General features: G+C 67.7%; 18 protein-coding genes. 7 read left to right on the forward strand and 11 right to left on the reverse strand.

The genetic code is table 11. The features are described from left to right. Window positions 1–14: 14 nt before the first annotated feature. The 4 genes from J2W36_RS01280 to J2W36_RS01295 are packed head-to-tail and all read right to left on the reverse strand — an operon-like array spanning window position 15 to window position 4,683. Entirely contained in the window at window positions 15–1,238 is a 1,224-nt protein-coding gene (locus J2W36_RS01280) for a M20 family metallopeptidase (protein ID WP_307687845.1), read from the reverse strand. Further along, entirely contained in the window at window positions 1,235–3,025 is a 1,791-nt protein-coding gene (gene uraD, locus J2W36_RS01285; RefSeq protein WP_307687846.1) for a 2-oxo-4-hydroxy-4-carboxy-5-ureidoimidazoline decarboxylase, read from the reverse strand. The genes J2W36_RS01280 and uraD overlap by 4 nt, the downstream gene beginning before the upstream one ends. A 1-nt stretch (window position 3,026) precedes the next feature. Further along, window positions 3,027–4,010 (reverse strand): allantoinase PuuE, encoded by a 984-nt coding sequence (gene puuE / locus J2W36_RS01290; protein WP_307687847.1) that lies wholly within the window; start codon window positions 4,008–4,010, stop codon window positions 3,027–3,029. 7 nt (window positions 4,011–4,017) lie between these two features. Next, on the reverse strand, window positions 4,018–4,683 hold the full coding sequence (locus tag J2W36_RS01295) for a GntR family transcriptional regulator (protein WP_307687848.1): 666 nt from the start codon (window positions 4,681–4,683) through the stop codon (window positions 4,018–4,020). Window positions 4,684–4,767: 84 nt separating this feature from the next. Between J2W36_RS01295 and uraH the strand changes: the two genes are divergently transcribed. Further along, window positions 4,768–5,118, forward strand: coding sequence for a hydroxyisourate hydrolase (gene uraH / locus J2W36_RS01300; RefSeq protein ID WP_307687849.1), 351 nt, complete (start codon window positions 4,768–4,770; stop codon window positions 5,116–5,118). Window positions 5,119–5,129: 11 nt separating this feature from the next. On the opposite strand, the gene J2W36_RS01305 is transcribed toward uraH, so the two are convergent. After that, on the reverse strand, window positions 5,130–5,645 hold the full coding sequence (locus J2W36_RS01305) for a hypothetical protein (RefSeq protein ID WP_307687850.1): 516 nt from the start codon (window positions 5,643–5,645) through the stop codon (window positions 5,130–5,132). A 53-nt stretch (window positions 5,646–5,698) separates the two neighbouring features. Here J2W36_RS01305 and xdhC point away from each other — a divergent pair, with 53 nt between their 5' ends. The 5 genes from xdhC (at window position 5,699) to J2W36_RS01330 (ending at window position 11,428) form a co-directional block, all read left to right on the forward strand. Continuing rightward, entirely contained in the window at window positions 5,699–6,517 is an 819-nt protein-coding gene (gene xdhC, locus J2W36_RS01310) for a xanthine dehydrogenase accessory protein XdhC (protein ID WP_307687851.1), read from the forward strand. Window positions 6,518–6,720: 203 nt separating this feature from the next. Further along, window positions 6,721–7,926: a urate hydroxylase PuuD gene (locus J2W36_RS01315; RefSeq protein ID WP_307687852.1), complete on the forward strand. Its 1,206-nt coding sequence runs from the start codon at window positions 6,721–6,723 to the stop codon at window positions 7,924–7,926. A gap of 153 nt (window positions 7,927–8,079) precedes the next feature. After that, the gene (locus J2W36_RS01320; protein ID WP_307687853.1) at window positions 8,080–10,248 is read left to right on the forward strand and encodes a TonB-dependent receptor; all 2,169 of its coding nucleotides are present in this window, start codon (window positions 8,080–8,082) and stop codon (window positions 10,246–10,248) included. A 66-nt stretch (window positions 10,249–10,314) separates the two neighbouring features. Beyond that, window positions 10,315–10,737 carry a hypothetical protein gene (locus tag J2W36_RS01325; RefSeq protein WP_307687854.1) on the forward strand — a complete coding sequence of 141 codons (423 nt, stop codon included), beginning with the start codon at window positions 10,315–10,317 and terminating at the stop codon, window positions 10,735–10,737. 22 nt (window positions 10,738–10,759) lie between these two features. Next, entirely contained in the window at window positions 10,760–11,428 is a 669-nt protein-coding gene (locus tag J2W36_RS01330) for an Asp/Glu/hydantoin racemase (RefSeq protein WP_307687855.1), read from the forward strand. Between the two features lie 3 nt (window positions 11,429–11,431). Here the strand turns inward: J2W36_RS01330 and J2W36_RS01335 are convergent, their stop codons facing one another. Then, on the reverse strand, window positions 11,432–12,829 hold the full coding sequence (locus J2W36_RS01335; protein WP_307687856.1) for an 8-oxoguanine deaminase: 1,398 nt from the start codon (window positions 12,827–12,829) through the stop codon (window positions 11,432–11,434). A 38-nt stretch (window positions 12,830–12,867) separates the two neighbouring features. On the opposite strand from J2W36_RS01335, the gene J2W36_RS01340 reads away from it, so the two are divergent. Beyond that, window positions 12,868–14,214, forward strand: a complete 1,347-nt coding sequence (locus J2W36_RS01340) for a glycerate kinase type-2 family protein (protein ID WP_307687857.1) — start codon at window positions 12,868–12,870, stop codon at window positions 14,212–14,214. Window positions 14,215–14,235: 21 nt separating this feature from the next. Here J2W36_RS01340 and arsH read toward each other — a convergent pair whose 3' ends face one another. The 5 genes from arsH to J2W36_RS01365 all read right to left on the reverse strand — a co-directional run bounded on the left by arsH (window position 14,236) and on the right by J2W36_RS01365 (window position 18,952). Then, window positions 14,236–14,955, reverse strand: a complete 720-nt coding sequence (gene arsH, locus J2W36_RS01345; RefSeq protein WP_307687858.1) for an arsenical resistance protein ArsH — start codon at window positions 14,953–14,955, stop codon at window positions 14,236–14,238. Beyond that, window positions 14,939–15,370 carry an arsenate reductase (glutaredoxin) gene (gene arsC / locus J2W36_RS01350; protein WP_307687859.1) on the reverse strand — a complete coding sequence of 144 codons (432 nt, stop codon included), beginning with the start codon at window positions 15,368–15,370 and terminating at the stop codon, window positions 14,939–14,941. Before arsC ends, arsH begins: the two co-directional genes overlap by 17 nt. A 30-nt stretch (window positions 15,371–15,400) precedes the next feature. After that, the gene (locus J2W36_RS01355; protein WP_307687860.1) at window positions 15,401–16,681 is read right to left on the reverse strand and encodes an arsenic transporter; all 1,281 of its coding nucleotides are present in this window, start codon (window positions 16,679–16,681) and stop codon (window positions 15,401–15,403) included. Next, complete coding sequence (locus J2W36_RS01360; RefSeq protein ID WP_307687861.1) at window positions 16,675–16,998, reverse strand: ArsR/SmtB family transcription factor; 324 nt, start codon at window positions 16,996–16,998, stop codon at window positions 16,675–16,677. Before J2W36_RS01360 ends, J2W36_RS01355 begins: the two co-directional genes overlap by 7 nt. A gap of 73 nt (window positions 16,999–17,071) precedes the next feature. After that, window positions 17,072–18,952 (reverse strand): FUSC family protein, encoded by a 1,881-nt coding sequence (locus J2W36_RS01365; RefSeq protein WP_307687862.1) that lies wholly within the window; start codon window positions 18,950–18,952, stop codon window positions 17,072–17,074. Window positions 18,953–18,974 lie beyond the last annotated feature (22 nt).

Consider the following 18,974-nt stretch of genomic DNA (forward strand, 5'->3'; position numbering starts at 1 on the left):
GGAGCGGCAGGAGATCAGGCCAGCAGGTCCGCCAGCGTTCGCGCGATCACCTTGGTGGCGCGGCGCAGGTCTTCGAGCACCAGGCGTTCGTCGCTGCGCTTGGCGTGCGACTCCAGCACGGTGCGCGGGCCGGCACCGTAGATCACGCCCGGAATGCCGGCTTCGCCGTAGAGGCGCACGTCGGTGTAGAGCGGTGTGCCCATCGCCTTGATCGGCTCGCCGAAGAGCGCCTGGCCATGCTTCTGGATCGCCTCGACCAGGGGCTGGTTGCCTGCCAGCGGGCGCATCGAATTGGCCAGCAGCAGGCGCTTGATATCGACCGTGATGCCTGCGAAGCTCGCTGCGGCGTCGGCAATCACCTGGCGAATCGATGTTTCGACCTCTGCCGGGTTCTCTTCGGGAATCATCCGGCGGTCCAGCTTGAAGACCACCTTGCCGGGCACCACGTTGGTGTTGGTGCCGCCTTCAATGCGGCCCACGTTGAGGTAGGGATGGTCGATGCCATCGACCGCCGAAGTCTGTTGTTTGTAGAGCGCGTTCTGTGCGTAGAGTGCGTTCAGGATGTGCACCGCCCCCTGCAGCGCGTCGACGCCGGTCGACGGAATGGCCGCGTGTGCCATCTTGCCGTGCACCGTGACTTCCATCTGCAGGCAGCCGTTGTGCGCGGTGACCACTTCGTAGCTGAAGCCGGCGGCGATCATCAGGTCGGGCTTGGTCAGGCCCTTCTGCAGCAGCCAACCGGGGCCGAGCAGGCCGCCGAATTCCTCGTCGTAGGTGAAGTGAAGCTCGACGCTGCCCTGGGTCGGTCGTGCGACCGCTTCCAGCGCGCGCAACGCGAAGGTGAAGCTCGCGAAGTCGCTTTTGCTCACGGCGGCCGCGCGCGCATAGAGCTTGCCGTCCTCGATCTCGCCGCCGTAGGGATCATGGGTCCAGCCTTCACCGGGCGGCACGACGTCGCCATGCGCGTTCAGCGCGATGGTCAGGCCGTTGCCGTAGCGCCGGCGCACGATCAGGTTGGTGATCGATTCGAGGCCGTAGTCCTTGACCTCCTGCGCGGGCACCGGGTGCTGCTCGGCGTCGAAGCCGAAGTCCTTCAACAGCTCGGCCGTGCGTTCGGCATGCGGCGCGTTGTTGCCCGGTGGCGTGTCGGTGGGCACGCGCACCAGTTGCTGCAGGAATTTCACTTCGTCGTCGAAGTGGGCGTCGATCCAGGCGTCGAGTGGGGCGTAGTCGGTCATGGGGTCGGGGGAATCTGTGCTTCGGTCGCGAGGTTGTCGAGCAGGTGCTGGAAGGCTTGCACCGCCAGCTGGATGTCGTCGTTGGTGCTCGATTCGAGCGGGTTGTGGCTGATGCCGGCATTCAGGCCACGCACGAAGAGCATGGCTTGCGGCATGACCTCGTGCAGCTTCATGGCGTCGTGGCCGGCGCCGCTGGGCATGCGGAAAAGCGGCAGCCCCAGCGCGTCGACCGCCCGTTCCCAGCGTTGCTGCCAGTCGGGCGCGCTCGGCGCGGCGGCGGCCTTCATGGCCAGTTCCATGCTGAAGCCCAGCCCCCGGCGCTGCATGATGTCGCGCAACGCGGCCGTCACGTCATCGACCATGGCATCGCGCTGCGCGTCGGTTGGCGCTCGCAGGTCCAGGCTGAACTTGCAGCGGCCGGGCACCACGTTGATGGAACCACCCGGCACTTCGAGCATGCCGACGGTGCCGACCGAGTCGCCGTCGCGGGCGGCACGCTGCTCGACATAGAGCATGAGTTCGGCCACGCCGGCCGCGGCGTCGCGGCGGCGGTCCATCGGCGTGGTGCCGGCGTGGCTGGCCATGCCGATCGCTTCGCAGACATAGCGCACACCGCCGTTGATGGACGTGACGATCCCCAGCGGAATGTCGAGCTCGTTGAGCACGGGCCCCTGTTCGATGTGCACCTCGACGAAGCCCAGGTAGCGGGCCGGATCGCGCTGGATCGCCGGAATGTCCGCCTCGCGCAGGCCGGCGTGCTGCATGGCCTGGCGCATGGTGACGCCGTCGGCGTCCTTCTGCTCGAGCCACATGGGATTGAAGTGGCCGATGAGTGCGCCCGAGCCCAGGAAGGTCGCCTTGTAGCGCTGGCCTTCTTCTTCCGCAAAGCCGACGACCTCGAAGGCGAAGGGCAGGCGGCGGCCTTGCCGCTTGAGTTCACGCACGCAGGCAATGGGCACGAAGATGCCGAGCCGGCCGTCGTACTTGCCGCCGTTGCGCACCGTGTCGTAGTGTGAGCCGGTGAGCAGGGCGCGCGCACCGGGCGTGGCCGCTTCATAGCGGCCGACCACGTTGCCGACCGCATCGATCTCGACGGTATCGAAACCGACCTCGCGCATCAGCGCGGCAATCTGCGCGGCGCAGGCGCGGTGTGCATCGGTGAGGTAGGTGACGGTGAGCTGCCCTTTCTCCTGGAAGCCCGGGTCGCTGTGCACGGCCAGTTGCTCATGCCAGTCCCACACGTCCTTGCCCAGGGTGGGCTGCATGCCGAACTTGTCGTTCAGGCGGATTTCGGCAATGCGGTGGATGTTGCGCAGCGACTCGGCACGCTCGAAGTCCGGATGGTGGTCGAGCCGGCGCGTGAAGGTGTCGATGATCTCCTGCTTGCGCAGGCCCGTACCGCGCGGCCCGCGCACCGCCAGGATGAAAGGAAAGCCGAACTTCTCGCGGTACGCGAAGTTGAGCTGCGCAATGGTCGCCAGCTCTTCGGGCGTGCAGTCGGTCAGGCCGGCCTTGCGCTGCTCGTGGGTCGACTCGGCCGTCAGCGTCTGGCTGGTCATGGCCTTGCCCGCGAGCTCGGGGTGGGCGCAGATGAGCGCGAGCTGCTCGTCGGGCGTCGCGTCGTTCACCGCACGCGCCATCGCATGCTTGAGGTGCTGCAGCGAGCGGAACGGCGCGGCGGCGAGTGCGCGTTGAGCGACCCACGGCGAATGCTCGTAGGTGCCTTCGAGCAGCGTGACCGCCTCCTGCGGCGTGGCCGCGTTGAGCGCGTCGATGGTGAGGGTCATGTCAGGCTCCTTGGGCTGGCGTGGCGGCGGGCACGGGTGCGGTGAACGGATGCGTCTGTTTCCAGTGGCGCGCGATGTCCACACGGCGGCAGACCCAGACGTGTTCATGGCGCGCGACGTGGTCGAGAAAGCGCTGCAGCGCGGTGATGCGGCCCGGGCGTCCGAGCAGGCGGCAGTGCATGCCGATGCTGAGCATCTTCGGCCGGTCGTCGCCGGCCGGATCACCCTCGGCATAGAGCGCGTCGAAGCTGTCCTTCATGTACTGGTAGAAGGGGTCGGCATGCGAGTAGCCCTGCGGCAGCGCGAAGCGCATGTCGTTGCAGTCGAGCGTGTACGGCACGATGAGCTGCGGCACGACGCTGCCGTCGGTCTTCTGCACATGCATCCAGAAGGGCAGGTCGTCGCCGTAGTAGTCGCTGTCGTACTCGAAGCCGCCGAAGTCGGCCACCAGCCGGCGCGTGCGCGGGCTGTCGCGGCCGGTGTACCAGCCGAGCGCGCGCTCGCCAGTCAGGCGTTCGATGGCCGCCATGCCCAAGGCCATGTGCGCGCGCTCGGTGGCTTCGTCGACGTGCTGGTAGTGGATCCAGCGCCAGCCGTGGCAGGCGATCTCGTGGCCCAGTTCCTTGAAGGCGGCCGTGAGCTCGGGGTGGCGCTCGAGCGCCATGCCCACGCCGAACACCGTCAGCGGCAGGCCGCGCTTCTCGAACTCGCGCAGGATGCGCCAGACACCGGCACGCGAGCCGTATTCGTAGATGCCCTCCATGCTGATGTGGCGCTCGGGGTAGCTCGCCGGATTGAACATTTCCGACAGGAACTGCTCCGAACCTGCGTCGCCGTGCAGCACGCTGTTCTCGCCGCCTTCCTCGTAATTCAGCACGAATTGCACCGCGATGCGCGCGCCTTGCGGCCAGCGGGCGTGCGGTACGTCGCGGCCGTAGCCGATCAGGTCGCGGGGGTAGGAATGGGTGGAGTCGTAGGTGGTCATGGCATTTTCAGGACAGCGCCAGCGCGATGTCGCTGGTCGGCACCTTGCGGTCGAAGGTGAGGCTGGCCTCGACGTGTTCGAGGTGTTCGGTCATCAGGCGCACGGCGCGCTCGGCATCCTTGGCCGCCAGGGCACGCACGATGTCGGCATGCTCCTCGTTCGAATGCTCGGCGGCGCTGCTCGACTGGTACATGAGCGTGATGAGCGCGCAGCGCGAGATGAGTTCGCCCAGCATCTGCGCGAGCACCTCGTTGCCCATGAGCTCGGCCATGCGCACATGAAAGTCGCCCAGCAGCTCGGTGCGGTCGGACACGTCGGCGCGTACCACGGCGGCCTTCTCCAGCGCCACGTGTTCGCGCAGCGCCTTGATGCGCGCGGGAGTGACGTTCGCGACGAACTCGCGCGTCATGCCGGCCTCCAGCATCCGACGCACGGCGAAGACCTGGCGCGCTTCTTGAATGGTAGGTGCGGCGACGAAAGCGCCGCGCGCGGGTTCCATGCGGATCAGATGGTTCTGCGACAGCTGGAACAGGGCTTGCCGCACCAGCGTGCGCGACACCCCGAAGTGGTCGGCCAGCTTCTGCTCGGCCAGCTTGGAGCCCGGTTGGAGTCGATGCTCCACAATGGCCTTGGTCAAGGCGTCGACAATCGCGCGCGTGGTGGTCGAGTCCATGGGGCGGATGATAGCGGCATCGCCAATAACTGTATACACTTTTGTCGACCGGATTGTCCGGCCGCAATTTCAGGAGCAAATCGCATGGGCTTGAGCACCCACGTTCTGGACACGATGCACGGCGCGCCCGCTGTCGGCATGTCGGTGGCGCTGTACGTCACCGACGGCGAGCAGGCTACGCTGGTCAAGCGTTTCACGCTGAACGCCGACGGCCGCACCGACGCGCCGCTCTACGACAACCACACGCTCAAGGTCGGTACCTACAGGCTGGTGTTCGACGTGGCGGCGTACTTCAAGTCACGCGGCGTCGTGCTGCCGCAGCCGAACTTCCTCGATCGCGTGGCGCTCGACTTCGGCGTGGCACACACCGACCAGCACTACCACGTGCCGCTTCTGGTGAGCCCGTGGGCGTACTCCACCTACCGCGGCTCGTGACCCCGCTTCGGCTACTGCTGGCCTTCGGTCAGTGTGTCGAGCTGGAACTTGCCGCCCTGGTCCCAGAGCCAGGTGTCCGTCCAGATGACCGGGCCCAGCTGCGTGGCGGCCGGGTAGGGCGCTGCGGCCAGCACGGTGCGCTCGATCTCGGCGATCACTTCGGGGGCGTGCTGCGGCGCGCGCATCCAGTGCATGGCCGTGACCTTGCCCTGGGCATCAAGGTGCACCTGCAGCGTGCCGACCGCATACAGCACCGGCGGCAGCTTGCCGGGGTAGATCCGGTCGCCGTTGGCGTCGTAGATGTGGCGTGCGGCGTCGCGGCGGTAGTCACGCGGATTGGCGGCATTGGAGCTGCGCGGCGTTCTGGCGGGGGATTGCGCGGGTGCCGACGTGGCGTCGGACAACTGGCCGGGCACGCTGCCATGGGAGGTCGCGCCAGGGCCGGTGCTGCCGCAGCCGGCCATCAGGAGCGTGGTGAGCAGCGCGGCGCCGAGCGCGGCGCGGCGGGGAGTGAACGGGAAGGTCATGGCCGGGGTTATACCGTGGCACGGCGGCGCGCCTGCAACAGAAGGTCAGGGCGATGAACGGCCCGCTTGACGAACTGCTCGGCCGACTGGCGCGTGAAGACGCGGTGCTGGTGCGCGTCACGCAGACGCAGGGATCGGTGCCGCGCGAAGCTGGCACTTGGATGGCGGTGTGGGCCGATGGCCTGACCGGCACCATCGGCGGCGGCCAACTCGAATTCCAGGCCATCCAGCAGGCGCGAGCGTTCCTGGCCGATGCGGCGGCTGCACTGCCGACCGGCGCGCAGCGCTGTCCGCTCGGGCCGAGCCTGGGCCAGTGCTGCGGTGGCGTGGTGTTCCTCGGGTTCCAGCGCGTGGGCGCCGCCGACCGCGTTGCGCTGCAGGGGGCGCTGTCGTCGCGCTTTGCGCCCGTGGCGCTCTTCGGTGGCGGCCATGTCGGCGCTGCGCTCGCGCGGTTGCTGGCCACGCTGCCGCTGGCTGTGCGCTGGATCGACAGCCGCGAAGGCGTTTTTCCGCCCGCGCTGCCGGTACAGGTCGAGATCGACCATTCGGAGCCGGTGCAGGATGCGGTGGCCGGCCTGACGCCGGGTTCGCGCGTGCTGATCATGAGCTTCAGCCATGCCGAAGACCTGGACATCGTCATCGCCTGCCTGCGCCGCCTGCGCGCGCAGGACGACTTGCCCTACATCGGCCTGATCGGCAGCAAGACGAAATGGGCGACCTTTCGTCATCGGCTGTCCGAGCGCGGCTTCACCGATGCCGAGCTGGCGCGCGTCACGTGTCCGATCGGGGTGCCGGGGATTGCAGGCAAGGAGCCTGAAGTGATCGCCGTCGCGGTGGCGGCACAGTTATTGCAAACGATGCACAACGGCTGAGGGCACCCGCCCTGGCCGGTGCGGAAAAAAGTCGCAATCCGGCCTCAATGCTGTATACACTTCAGTCCACAACAAAGCCGCAGCGGAGCGAGGCCGACCCTTGTCAGGCCTGCGTTCGCGGCATTTTTCTGCTTACAGCGCCCGCAGTGGTGAGCAGTGCAAACCCGTTCTTCGGCGCCCCACGCGCCGACTAGGTTGAGAGCATGGAAAGCTATTACCTCGACTGGGCCAACCTGCTGCTGCGCTGGGTCCACGTCATCACCGCCATCGCCTGGATCGGCGCCTCCTTCTACTTCGTGATGCTGGACAACAGCCTCGAAAAACCGCAGGACGCCGAGTCGCTCGACAAAGGCGTCGGTGGCGAACAGTGGGCGGTGCACGGCGGCGGCTTCTACAACATGCAGAAGTACGCGCTGGCCCCGAAGAAGCTGCCCGACCACCTGCACTGGTCGTACTGGGAGAGCTATTCCACCTGGCTTACCGGCTTCGCGCTCTTCACGATGTCGTACCTGTGGAATGCCAGCACGTACCTCATCGACAAGTCCAAGATGGATTGGCAGCCGGGCGCCGCCATCTCGGTGGCACTGGCCTTCTTCGTCGTATTCTGGATCGTCTACGACGGCATCTGCCAGATCTTCGGCCGTCGCAAGCACGGCGATGCGATCGTCGGCGTGCTGGTCGCGATCTTCGTCGCCTTCGCCGCCTGGCTGGCCTGCCACTGGTTCGCCGGCCGCGCGGCCTTCCTGCTGGTCGGCGCGATGATGGCCACGACCATGAGCGGCAACGTGTTCTTCTGGATCATCCCCGGCCAGCGCGAGAACGTGGCACTGATGCGCCAGGGCAAGCCGGTCAACCCGATCCACGGCCAGCGCGGCAAGCAGCGCAGCGTGCACAACACCTACTTCACGCTGCCGGTGCTGTTCGCGATGCTGAGCAACCACTACAGCTTCACCTACACGCACAAGTACAACTGGGTGGTGCTGCTGCTCATCATGCTCGGCGGCGCCGCCATCCGGCAGTTTTTCGTGGTGCGCCACCGCTTCAAGCTGGGCAATGCGAAGAATCCGCTGCCTTACGCGATGGTCGGCGTCGCCGTGCTCGGGCTGACCATCGTCTGGATGAAGCCCGAGCCCGTCGCGGCACCGGCGCCCGGCACGCCCGTGGCGACGGTGAGCTTCGGCGAGGTGCAGAAGGTGCTGGAGCAGCGCTGCTACATGTGCCACGGCGCCGCGGTGCAGATGAAGAACGTGCGGCTGGACACGCCCGACCAGGTCGCATTGCACGCCCAGGCGGTCTACCAGCAGGCGGTGGTCACGAAGATCATGCCGATGAACAATGCCACCGGCATCACGGATGCGGAACGTGACCTGATCGGGCGCTGGTTCATCGCCGGCGCCAAGACCCACTGACGCGCGGCAGGCAGACCTTGCCGCTGCCAGATTTCACACGGAAGACCGGTTCCAGTCAGGTTGACTGGCTATAGTCCCGCGGTCCCCGCAAGCCAGAACGCGAAAGAAGTTCCAGCCAGCGAACGTTGTCAAACGCTCCACCTGGTCTTCTTCATGCTTCTCTCCATTCCCACGGCGCGCTGCGCCGTCGCGCAGGCCGCGCTCATGGTGCTGGCCGCCTACGCCGTCACGGCGCAGGCGCAAACCCTCCCACAAGTGGACGTCACGTCGGACCAGACGCACGGCGCGGACTACGCGCCCGCCGACAGCACCACCGCGGCCAAGGTGAACGCGCCGCTGCGCGACATTCCGCAGACGGTCAACATCGTGACGCAGGAAGTCATGCGCGACCAGGGCGCCCGCAGCGTGCAGGACGTGATGAAGACCGTGCCGTCCGTCGGCCTCGCCACCGGCGACGGGCAGCGTGATGCGACCGTGATCCGCGGCTTCACCGCGCTGTACGACATCTATCTCGACGGCGTGCGCGACGATGCGCAGTATTTTCGCGACCTCTACAACATCGAGCGCGTCGAGGTCCTCAAGGGCCCGGCCGCGGCGCTCTACGGCCGAGGTTCGTCGGGCGGGCTGATCAACCTCGTCACGAAGAAGCCGTCCTTCACAGCGGGCGGTGATGTCGGTGTGACCGTCGGCAGCTACGGCCTCAAGCGCACCGACTTCGGCATCAACCAGCCGGTGAACGATAACCTCGCCGTGCGGCTCGACGGCGCGCTGGAAGATTCCGACAGCTATCGCACCAACGGCTACGTGCGCAGCCAGGCCATCTCGCCCAGCATCCTGTGGAAAGACGCCGACCAGAGTCTGCTGGTGCAGTTCAACTACCAGCACCAGGAACGCAGCATCGACTTCGGCGTGCCGGGCCTGGCGTCCACCGGCCGGCCGGCGGACGTGCCGCGCAACACCTACTACGGCGCGGCCGACGCCAACCGCCTCGATCACACCATCTCCACGATGGAGGCCAGCACCATTCAGTACAAGCGGCGCCTGTCCGACACGACGGGGTTCACCAACACGCTGCGTTACTACGATTATTCGCTCGACCGGCGCCACACCCGGATCGGCTCTGTCAACGACAGCGGCGCGGTGCCATTGGCGCTGCTGTCGCGTGGCTCAGTCCAGCGCTACGAGCATGGCTGGTTCAACCAGTCCGAGATCAGCCACGACCTGACGCTCGGCGACACCACGCACAAGCTTCTGTTCGGCATCGAGGTCGGCGAGCAGGACCGCTTCCAGGCCGTCACCAACGCGGCCACCAACCGCGCCGGGTATTCGTTCAGCACCCCTGTTTTCGCGCCGGTCGTTCGCGACCTGCCGTACGACGTGCCGCTGTCGCAGGCGTCTTCCCCGACCACGGGCTACACGGTGAACACCACGCGCAGCGCCTATGTGCAGTCGCTGTCGACCTGGACGCCGACCATCAAGACCCTGGTCGGCCTGCGCTACGACGTCTTCGGGCAGAAATACGACGACCAGTTGCCGGCCAACGCCGACCTGTCGCGCACCGATCGCAACTTCTCGCCGCGCGCCGGCCTGGTGTGGCAGCCCACGACGACCCAGAGTTACTACGTCTCGGGCACCCGGTCGTACCAGCCCTCGGGCGAAGCGGGCCCGCTGGCCACCAACAACGCAGACCTCCAGCCCGAGCAGAGCACCAACTGGGAAGTGGGTTCCAAGACCGACCTGTTCAATGGCGCCGCCTCGGTCACCGCGGCGATCTACCAGTTGACGCGCAGCGACGTGAAATACACCGACCCGGTGCTGAACAAGCTGGTGAACATCGGCGAGCAGCGCGCCCGCGGCCTTGAACTGAGCTTCGCAGGCCAGATTGCGCTGGGCCTCCAGTTGCTGGCCGGCTATTCGTACCTTCAGGCCGAAGTGACGCGCGGCGTGGGAACGGTGACTGCACCGTTCTCGTCCGCCAAACCGACTCCCCTGCAGGGCAAGACGCTGGCGCTGGCGCCGCGCAACAGCCTGAACCTGTGGCTGCTGAAGTCGCTGGACGCCTGGGTGCCTGGCGTGCAGATCGGCGGTGGCATCACGGCACGCAGCTACGAGTACGCCAACGTCGACAACGCCGTCCGGCTCCCAGGCTATCTCACGGCCGACATGGCGGTGTATTGGCGCCCTGCGCCCAAGGGCTGGAGCGCAGCGGTCAACCTGAAGAACGTGTTCGACAGGCATTACTACATATCGGCCAACAACGATGTCGGCATCCTTCCCGGTGCGCCGCGCTCCATCGAATTGAGTGCGCGCTACAGCTTCTGAGGCGGTGCCGGCAGCGTACGCTGATTGACAATGGCGCTTTCCAGACCAAGGAGGCGCTTGCGCACCATGTTGACTCATGCCATCCAGCACGTCGGCGACGATCTTCCTCTCGAGCCGCAAGGCGCGACCAACTTCATCGCGTTTCGCCAGGCCATCGATGCCTTTCCGTGGGCCGACGAACATGCGCAATGGGACGAGCGGCAAGAAGGCCCGTTTCCGGCGCTGGTGTTGCAGAACGCAGCAGAACAGCGCCAACTCTGGGTCACCGCCCTCAGCGCCGACCTGGCCGGCGAGTACCAACTGCAATCGGTGTCGATGCAGCTTCGCAAGGGCTTCTTCGGCAAAGCGAAGATGGAGCAGGACGCGACGGTGGTCGACGCGCACGACCGCACCGAAGTCGATCGTCTCTGCGAGCTGTTCTGCGACGCGCAGTACGAGGCGCTGGACCGTGAGGTCGAGCGGCTGGCGGCACGCGCCAGCGATGATTGAGCAGAGCGATTCGAACCGGCCTATGCACGATCACATTGCCTTTGTGCATACGTCGCCCGTCCATGTACGAACCTTCGACGGCCTGATGGCAGAGCTGGCGCCGGAGCTTCGCGTACGCCATGTGGTTGCGAAGGAACTGTTGGCGCTGGCGATGAAGGTCGGCACGAACGACCCAGGGCTGGCCGAACACATCCAGCGCCGCATGCGCGAGGCTGCCGCGACCGGCGCCCGAGTGGTCGTTTGCACCTGCTCCACGATCGGCGGCGTGGTCGAACAATCACCGACCGACGGCCGCTACGTTGCCGCCCGGATCGACAGGGCCATGGCGGATCGAGCCGTGACGGCAGGCTCGCGCGTGCTGGTCGTGGCTGCGCTCGAAAGCACGCTGGCACCGACATACGAACTGCTCATGGATTCGGCCCGGACGCTCGGTCAGGAACTGCGCGTCGACTGTCTTCTCGTGCCCGATGCGTGGGCGCATTTCGTGGCGGGCGAGACGCAAGCGTATGTCGATTGCGTGGTGGCCGCCGTGGCCGCAGCCGTGCCTCCTCCCGGCGTCGTGGTTCTGGCACAGGCATCGATGGCGCCTGCAACACCGCTGTTGGAGGTAATCGGCATCAACGCGGTGTCGAGCCCACGCCTCGGCGTACAGCGCGCCATCGCGCAGTTTCAGGCGCAGGCGGCCCGCTGACCTTCAGCGTGCCGCAAGCGCCAACGTCACAGCCAGCCGGTTGTGCCGCTCCACCAGCGGCCCCAGATCGACGGTCGCTAACTGACCCTCTCTCACCACCACGCGCCCATTGACCACCGTGTACGCCGCCTGCGGGCTGGCGCACAGCAGCAGGCTCGCAACCGGGTCGTGCACCGCGCCGCCGGCAAAGGCGACGGTGTTCAGGTCGAACAGCGCCAGGTCGGCGCACATGCCTGGCGCGAGGTGGCCGATGTCGGTTCGGCCCAGCACCTCGGCACCGCCGCGGGTGGCGATGGCGAGCGCGTCGCGTGCCGTCATTTCCGAAGGGCCGTGGTCGCAGCCGAAGGGTTCGAGCGATCGGCCCACGCGCGCCAGCAACAACGCCTGACGTGCTTCGTTGACCATGTGCGCGCCGTCGTTGCTCGCACTGCCGTCCACGCCCAGACCCACCGGCACGCCGGCATCGAGCATGCGGCGGATGGGCGCGATGCCCGAGGCGAGCCGCATGTTGCTGCAGGGGCAGTGCGCCACGCCGGTCTTGGTCTTCGCGAAGAGCGCGATGCCGGCAGCGTCGAGCTTCACGCAGTGCGCATGCCACACGTCGTGGCCGAGCCAGCCGAGGTCCTGCGCGTACTCGGTGGGCGTGCAGTTGAACTTCTCGCGGCTGTAGGCGATGTCGTGGTCGTTCTCGGCCAGGTGGGTGTGCAGTCGCACGCCTTGTCCCTTGAACGAGCGCGCCAGCAGCGCCGATTCGCGCATCAGGTCGCGGCTCACGCTGAAGGGCGAGCAAGGCGCCACCGCCACGTTCACCATCGCGCCGTGTGCGGCGTCGTGGTGCGTTTCGATCAGGCGCTGCGTGTCGGCCAGGATGGCGTCTTCGCGTTCGACCACGCGGTCGGGCGGCAGGCCGCCCTGCGAGGCGCCGACGCTCATGCTGCCGCGGGTCGCCACGAAGCGCATGCCGATCTCGCGCGCCGCGTCGATGCTGTCGTCCAGCCGCACGCCGTTGGGGTAGATGTAGAGGTGGTCGCTGCTGGTGGTGCAGCCCGACAACAGCAGCTCGGCCATGGCGACCTGGGTCGACACGTGCACCATTTCCGGCGTGAGCCCCGACCAGATCGGGTACAGGCCGCGCAACCACGAGAACAGTTCCGCGTCCTGCACGGCAGGAATGGCCCGCGTGAGCGACTGGTACATGTGGTGGTGCGTGTTCACCAGCCCAGGCACGACGAGATGGCCGCGCGCATCGATCACCTCGTCCGCCGTCTGCGGCAAGTCGGCCGTCGATCCGATGGCCTCGATGCGGTTTTCGCGCACGAAGACCGACGCATCGCGCCACTCGGTGCGGTTGTCGTCGAAGGTGGCGACGCAGGTCGCGTTGCGGATCAGCAGGGTGGTCATGGCGCGAGCAGACAGAATAGAGTGTGGAGACAACGCAAATGATCGCACCGAACACCTCTTCCGAAGCACCCGGCGTGCCCGATGCACGCACTGCCCCGCGCGAGTTCCTCGCGCATCTGTACGGCGTTGCCGTCGAACGCGCCTTGCCGCTCATCGGCATGGCGCCGTGCCTGCCAAAGCCGCCCAACGGCCGGACGCTGGTGCTGGGCGCCGGCAAAGCCGGCGGCTCGATGGCGCAGGCGCTCGAGGCCCTGTGGCCGGCCGACGCACCGCTGTCGGGCCTGGTGGTCACGCGCTACGGCCACATCCCGCTGCGGCCCGACGGGCTCGCATCGCGCATCGAGGTTGTCGAGGCCGCGCACCCCGTGCCCGACGCGGCCGGGTTGAAGGCGGCGGAGCGCATCCTGGCGCTGACCGAAGGGCTCACGGCCGACGATCTGGTGCTGTGCCTGATCTCCGGCGGGGGGTCGGCGCTGCTCACGCTGCCGGCCGACGGACTGACGCTGGAAGACAAGCAGCGCATCAATACGCAACTGCTCGAGAGCGGTGCCCACATCGGCGAGATGAACTGCGTGCGCAAGCACCTGTCGCGCATCAAGGGCGGCCGGCTGGCGGCGGCCTGCGCGCCGGCGCGGGTGGTCACGCTCACCATCAGCGACGTGCCGGGCGACGACCCGGCTGTCATCGCGAGCGGCCCCACGGTGCCCGACGCCACCACCTGCGCCGACGCGATGGTGATCCTCGATCGCTACGGCATCGAGGTGCCGGCGCCGGTGCGTGCGCAGCTGGAAAGCGGCGCGCTCGAAACACCCAAGCCGCAAGACGCCGTGTTCCAGGGCCACACCACGCACCTCATTGCGACGCCGCAGCAATCGCTCGAAGCGGCGGCCGACGCCGCACGCGCGGCGGGTATCGAAGCGCACATCCTGAGCGACGAGATGGAAGGCGAATCACGCGAGGTCGGCAAGGTGCATGGCGCGCTGGCGCGTGCGGTCGCGCTGCGGGGGGCGCCCTTCGCGAAGCCCTGCGTGATCCTCTCGGGCGGCGAGACCACGGTGACGATCCGCCCGCGCCAGCCCGGCCAGGCCAAGGGCCGCGGAGGCCGTGCCGGCGAGTTCTGCCTGGGCCTGGCTGGCGCGCTGGCCGGCCAGCCCGGCGTGTGGGCGCTGGCGGCGGACACCGACGGCATCGACGGCGTGGAGGACAACGCCGGCGCCTTCGTCGCGCCGGACACCCTGGCGCGCGCGACGGCCCAGGGCCGCAAGCTCGCCGACCACCTCGACCGCAACGACGCCTATGGCTACTTCGAGGCCATCGGCGACCTGCTGGTCACGGGGCCGACCCACACCAACGTCAACGACTTCCGGGCGCTGCTGATTCTCTGAGCGGCGTGCCTCTCAGCCATCTCAGATGGCGCGCTGATTCACGCGTGCCGAGAGCTGCTCCGCGCTTTCCCTGCGCTCGCTGTAGCGGTCCACCAGGTAGCCGGCCGCGTCGCGGGTGAGCAGGGTGAACTTCACCAGTTCCTCCATCACATCGACCACGCGCTCGTAGTACGCCGACGGCTTCATGCGGCCGGCATCGTCGAACTCCAGGAACGCCTTGGCCACCGACGACTGGTTGGGGATGGTGACCATGCGCATCCAGCGCCCGAGCACCCGCAGCTGGTTGACGGCGTTGAAGGACTGCGAGCCGCCCGACACCTCCATCACCGCCAGCGTCTTGCCCTGCGTGGGCCGTGCGGCCCCGATGGACAAGGGAAGCCAGTCGATCTGCGCCTTCATGAGGCCGGTCATGGCGCCGTGGCGCTCGGGCGAGGTCCAGACCATGCCCTCGGACCATTGCGCCAGGTCGCGCAGCTCCTGCACCTTCGGGTGATCGTCGGGCGCGTCGTCCGGCATCGGCAGGCCGCGTGGGTCGAAGATGCGCGGCTCCGCGCCCAGGGCCTGCAGCAGCCGTGCCGCCTCTTCGGTCAGAAGGCGGCTGTACGAACGCTCGCGCAGCGAGCCGTAGAGCAGCAGGATACGGGGCGGGTGCGCGGCCCGCTCGGCCGGGTGCAGCCGTTGCAGATCTGTCTTGTGGAAAAGCCCGGCGTCGATGTTGGGAAGCTCAGGACTTGTCGACACGCTGCCCCTTCGCGTCGACCACCGCTTCGCCGTCTTCCTTGGCGAACGCGCCCTGTTGGGGTTGCGGCAGGATGTCAAGCACCACCTCCGACGGCCGGCACAGCCGGGTGCCCAGCGGCGTGACGACGATGGGCCGGTTGATCAGGATCGGGTGCTGCAGCATGAAGTCGATGAGCTGCGCGTCGGTCCACTTCGGGTCGCCGAGGCCGAGCTCGTCGTAGGGCGAGCCCTTTTGCCGCAGCACGTCGCGCACGGGCACGCCCATCGCGGCGATCAGGCGTTCGAGCGTGGCGCGGTCGGGCGGGGTCTTGAGGTACTCGATCACGGTGGGATCTTCGCCCGAATTGCGGATCAGCGCGAGCACGTTGCGGGAGGTGCCGCAGGCGGGGTTGTGATAGATCGTGATGTGGGTCATGGGGATCGATGAAAGGATGGTCGTCGGGATTCAGCCGAGGCGGAAGGCCAGTGCGGCCAGGGTGGCAAACAGCACCGGCACGGTCAGCACGACACCGACCTGGAAGTAGTAGCCCCAGGCGATGGTGGTGCCCTTTTTCGCCAGCACGTGCAGCCAGAGCAGCGTGGCCAGGCTGCCGATGGGCGTGATCTTCGGGCCGAGGTCGCAGCCGATGACGTTGGCGTAGATCATCGCTTCCTTCACCACGCCGGTGGCACCCGAAGCGTCGATGGACAGCGCGCCGATCAGCACGGTGGGCATGTTGTTCATCACGGACGACAGCAGCGCCGTGAGGAAGCCGGTGCCCAGCGCCGCGCCCCAGACGCCGCCCTGCGCAAAGACGTTCAGCAGCCCGGCGATGCGGTCGGTGAGCCCGGCGTTGCGCAGACCGTAGACCACCAGGTACATGCCGAGCGAGAAGATCACGATCTGCCAAGGTGCGCCGCGCAGCACCTTGCGCGTGCTGATCACCGAGCCGCGCGCCGCCACGGCCAGAAGCAGGGCGGCACCGACGGCGGCCACCGCGCTCACCGGCACGCCCAGCGGCTCCAGGCCGAAGAAGCCGATGAGCAGCAGAACCAGCACCACCCAGCCCGCGCGGAAGGTCGCCCGGTCCTTGATCGCGGCCGAAGGCGACTTGAGTTGCCCCAGGTCGTAGGTGGCAGGAATGACGCGCCGGAAATACAGCATCAGCACCGCCAGACTGGCCAGCACCGAGGCCATGTTGACCGGGACCATCACCGCGGCGTACGCGTCGAAGCCGATCTTGAAGAAGTCGGCCGAGACGATGTTCACCAGGTTCGAGACGATCAGCGGCAGGCTGGCGGTGTCGGCGATGAAGCCGGCCGCCATGACGAAGGCCAGGGTGGCCGCCGGCGTGAAGCCCAGGGCGACCAGCATGGCCATGACGATGGGCGTGAGGATCAGCGCCGCGCCATCGTTGGCGAAAAGCGCCGACACGGCCGCGCCGAGCAGCACGATGAAGGCGAACAGCAGCCGCCCGCGGCCGCCACCCCAGCGCGCGACGTGCAGGGCGGCCCATTCGAAGAAACCGGCCTCATCGAGCAGCAGGCTGATGAGGATCACGGCCACGAAGGTGGCGGTCGCGTTCCAGACGATGCCCCAGACGACCGCGATGTCGCTGAGTTGGACAACGCCCAGCACCAGGGCGATCACGGCGCCGAGCGACGCACTCCAGCCGATGCCCAGTCCCCTGGGTTGCCAGATGACCAGGACAAGCGTGACGATGAAAAGGAGGATCGCCGTCAGCATGCGCAGGCCCCAGCGCCGGTGGCGGTGCAGGGTTCGCCCTGGCAGCAGTTTTCCGTGAGGTAGCCGAGCAGTGCATTCATCCGTTCGAAGGCGGCGCGGTAGATGAGGTTGCGGCCCTGCCGCTCCTGGGACACAAGGCCGGCGTGCGTCAGCTCCTTGAGGTGGAACGACAGGCTGGTGGCAGGGACGCCGATGGCTTCGACCAGGGCGCCAGGGGTCAGCCCTTCGGGGCCGGCCACGACCAGGCAGCGAAAGACCTGCAGGCGGACAGGCTGGGCCAAGGCGGCGAGTGACCGAACGGCATCGTTTGATTCCATGATTCAATAATAGTCGAATTATGGGGCGATCATGTGAATGCCGTCTGAAGCCCTGTCCGTCACGCGGCGCAGCTTATGCAGGCGCGGACTGCCGCAGCGCATCGACCAAGTCATGCACGCTGTCAGTGAGGGGGGCTGAGGGCGCGATGCCCAGTGCGGTCAGAGCGCATTGCGCCGCGGCTTCGGGGTCGTCCAGGCGCTCGGACAGCGCAGCGCGCACCGCTTGGGCGGCGGGCGTGTCGTTGGCGCTGCGGGCGAGTGCGGCCAGGCTGTGCCCGATATTCAGGATCGCCAACAAGCCGATGGCGTTGCCCTCGTTGCGTTGCAAGCGTTGCAGATCCAGCGCACGGCGCTGCAATCGGTTGTTCATGCGTGCCTGCCAGGCGTCGAGCGCCATGGCCGAGGGCCGGTGCGTGACCATGCGCGCCAGATCCCGCCGGATGGCTTCCTTCGCGTGGCGCAGACGGGCTGCACGGCCTTCCGGTGCCAGCAGAAAGCCGCCAGCCACCAGCAGCGCCGCGAGCATCAGCGCGGCCGACCCGCTCGCGATCACCCCGCCCGGTACCGCGGGCATGCCGGCCTGGCTGCCCAGCATGAAGCACATGTTGGCGTCCAGCGCCGGCGCCGCCGTTCGTGGATGCACACGTGTCCAGGCGCCCGCGGCAATCATGGGCGTCACACTGAGGATCAAGGCCACGGTGCCATGGACATGCGGCTGCACGAACAAGCGGTAGGCCGCCGCGACGACCACACCGACCGCTACGCCGATGATCATCTTTGGCGCCACCGAACGCGGTTCCGGCAGGGCGCCGAGCACCATCGCGAAGATGCAGACGCCGAGTGCCATGAGTTCGGCGGCACCCCATCCCGAGAGGTGCCCGAGCGACGCGACGACGAAGGTGCCGATGCCCGAGACGAGGCCGCTGATCCGTGCGCGCCGCCCGTCGCGTGGCGGTGACAGGGTGGGCGGCAACCGCGTGGCCGAAGGCTCGATGGCGAAGAGTGCACGCTCGGCTGCTTCCAAGCTCGCCATGGCGTCGTGCAGTCGCGCCGCGGGACCGGACCGTGCGGACGGTGGTGTCGAGTGCGGGGCGGCAGCACCGGCGCCGGGGGCTGCGTTGCGCAAGGCAAGCGCGTGCGCCGCCATGCGAGCGGCGAGCCCTTCCTCTACGGCAGCGCCCCGCGCGATGCGTCCGCGCACCGCGACGGCTGCGGCCATCAACGACAGTGCCGACGACACCAGCACGCGACTGGCCCGCAAGCGGCGGTAGCCATCGAGCGAGCCGGCGGCCCAGATGCGCGCCGCCGCATCGGCTTCGCTGAGTTCGGTCAGCACGCGGCGCCCCGAGTCAGGCGTCTCACCGGACGACACACCCGACACCGCCTGTGCAGCGAAGTCGACCGCGTCTGCGCAGAGCCGCCGGATACGCGCGTAAAAGTCCTGTCGTGGCGAGGCTGGCGTGTAGAAACCGGTGACCAGCGTGACGACCACCACGCCGATCAAGGTGCATTCGACGCGGGCGCTGGCGAGGTCCAGCATGTGCTGCGGCGCATCGACGGATGGCAGCACCACCACCGCAGCCGTCATGCCGGCCAGCGTGGCGCCGTAAGCGACGACGCCCGGCAGCAGGTGGGTCGCGCCGGCGCTCAGTGCCACCCACAGGCCTAGCAGCAAGAACAGCACGAAGGGGTTGTGCGTGACCTGGATCAGCACAAAGCCGACGGTCGCGCCGAGCAGGGTGCCAAGGATACGGAAGAAGCCGCGCTCCAAGAGCAGACCGCGCTGCGACTGGGCCACGACCCACACCGGCATGGCGGCCCAGTACGCGTTCTGCACGTGTAGCAGCGCTGCGATGGAAAAGGCGAGCAGGGCCGCGCAGGCCATGCGCAATGCCAGCGTCGCCTCGCGCAGGTCGAGGCCGGCGAACCGGGGTGAAGTCGACGTAGCGTTCATGCAACGAATTGTCCGTCCGCCG

It is taken from the genome of Variovorax ginsengisoli, assembly GCF_030811835.1.
Lineage (GTDB): Bacteria > Pseudomonadota > Gammaproteobacteria > Burkholderiales > Burkholderiaceae_C > Variovorax > Variovorax ginsengisoli_C.

What these genes read in the sequence shown, in the direction of transcription:
- J2W36_RS01280 (WP_307687845.1), bottom strand. Translation starts at nt 1,238, where the DNA reads ATGACCGACTACGCCCCACTCGACGCCTGGATCGACGCCCACTTCGAC.
- uraD (WP_307687846.1), bottom strand. Translation starts at nt 3,025, where the DNA reads ATGACCCTCACCATCGACGCGCTCAACGCGGCCACGCCGCAGGAGGCG.
- puuE (WP_307687847.1), bottom strand. Translation starts at nt 4,010, where the DNA reads ATGACCACCTACGACTCCACCCATTCCTACCCCCGCGACCTGATCGGC.
- J2W36_RS01295 (WP_307687848.1), bottom strand. Translation starts at nt 4,683, where the DNA reads ATGGACTCGACCACCACGCGCGCGATTGTCGACGCCTTGACCAAGGCC.
- uraH (WP_307687849.1), top strand. Translation starts at nt 4,768, where the DNA reads ATGGGCTTGAGCACCCACGTTCTGGACACGATGCACGGCGCGCCCGCT.
- J2W36_RS01305 (WP_307687850.1), bottom strand. Translation starts at nt 5,645, where the DNA reads ATGACCTTCCCGTTCACTCCCCGCCGCGCCGCGCTCGGCGCCGCGCTG.
- xdhC (WP_307687851.1), top strand. Translation starts at nt 5,699, where the DNA reads ATGAACGGCCCGCTTGACGAACTGCTCGGCCGACTGGCGCGTGAAGAC.
- J2W36_RS01315 (WP_307687852.1), top strand. Translation starts at nt 6,721, where the DNA reads ATGGAAAGCTATTACCTCGACTGGGCCAACCTGCTGCTGCGCTGGGTC.
- J2W36_RS01320 (WP_307687853.1), top strand. Translation starts at nt 8,080, where the DNA reads ATGCTTCTCTCCATTCCCACGGCGCGCTGCGCCGTCGCGCAGGCCGCG.
- J2W36_RS01325 (WP_307687854.1), top strand. Translation starts at nt 10,315, where the DNA reads ATGTTGACTCATGCCATCCAGCACGTCGGCGACGATCTTCCTCTCGAG.
- J2W36_RS01330 (WP_307687855.1), top strand. Translation starts at nt 10,760, where the DNA reads ATGCACGATCACATTGCCTTTGTGCATACGTCGCCCGTCCATGTACGA.
- J2W36_RS01335 (WP_307687856.1), bottom strand. Translation starts at nt 12,829, where the DNA reads ATGACCACCCTGCTGATCCGCAACGCGACCTGCGTCGCCACCTTCGAC.
- J2W36_RS01340 (WP_307687857.1), top strand. Translation starts at nt 12,868, where the DNA reads ATGATCGCACCGAACACCTCTTCCGAAGCACCCGGCGTGCCCGATGCA.
- arsC (WP_307687859.1), bottom strand. Translation starts at nt 15,370, where the DNA reads ATGACCCACATCACGATCTATCACAACCCCGCCTGCGGCACCTCCCGC.
- J2W36_RS01355 (WP_307687860.1), bottom strand. Translation starts at nt 16,681, where the DNA reads ATGCTGACGGCGATCCTCCTTTTCATCGTCACGCTTGTCCTGGTCATC.
- J2W36_RS01360 (WP_307687861.1), bottom strand. Translation starts at nt 16,998, where the DNA reads ATGGAATCAAACGATGCCGTTCGGTCACTCGCCGCCTTGGCCCAGCCT.
- J2W36_RS01365 (WP_307687862.1), bottom strand. Translation starts at nt 18,952, where the DNA reads ATGAACGCTACGTCGACTTCACCCCGGTTCGCCGGCCTCGACCTGCGC.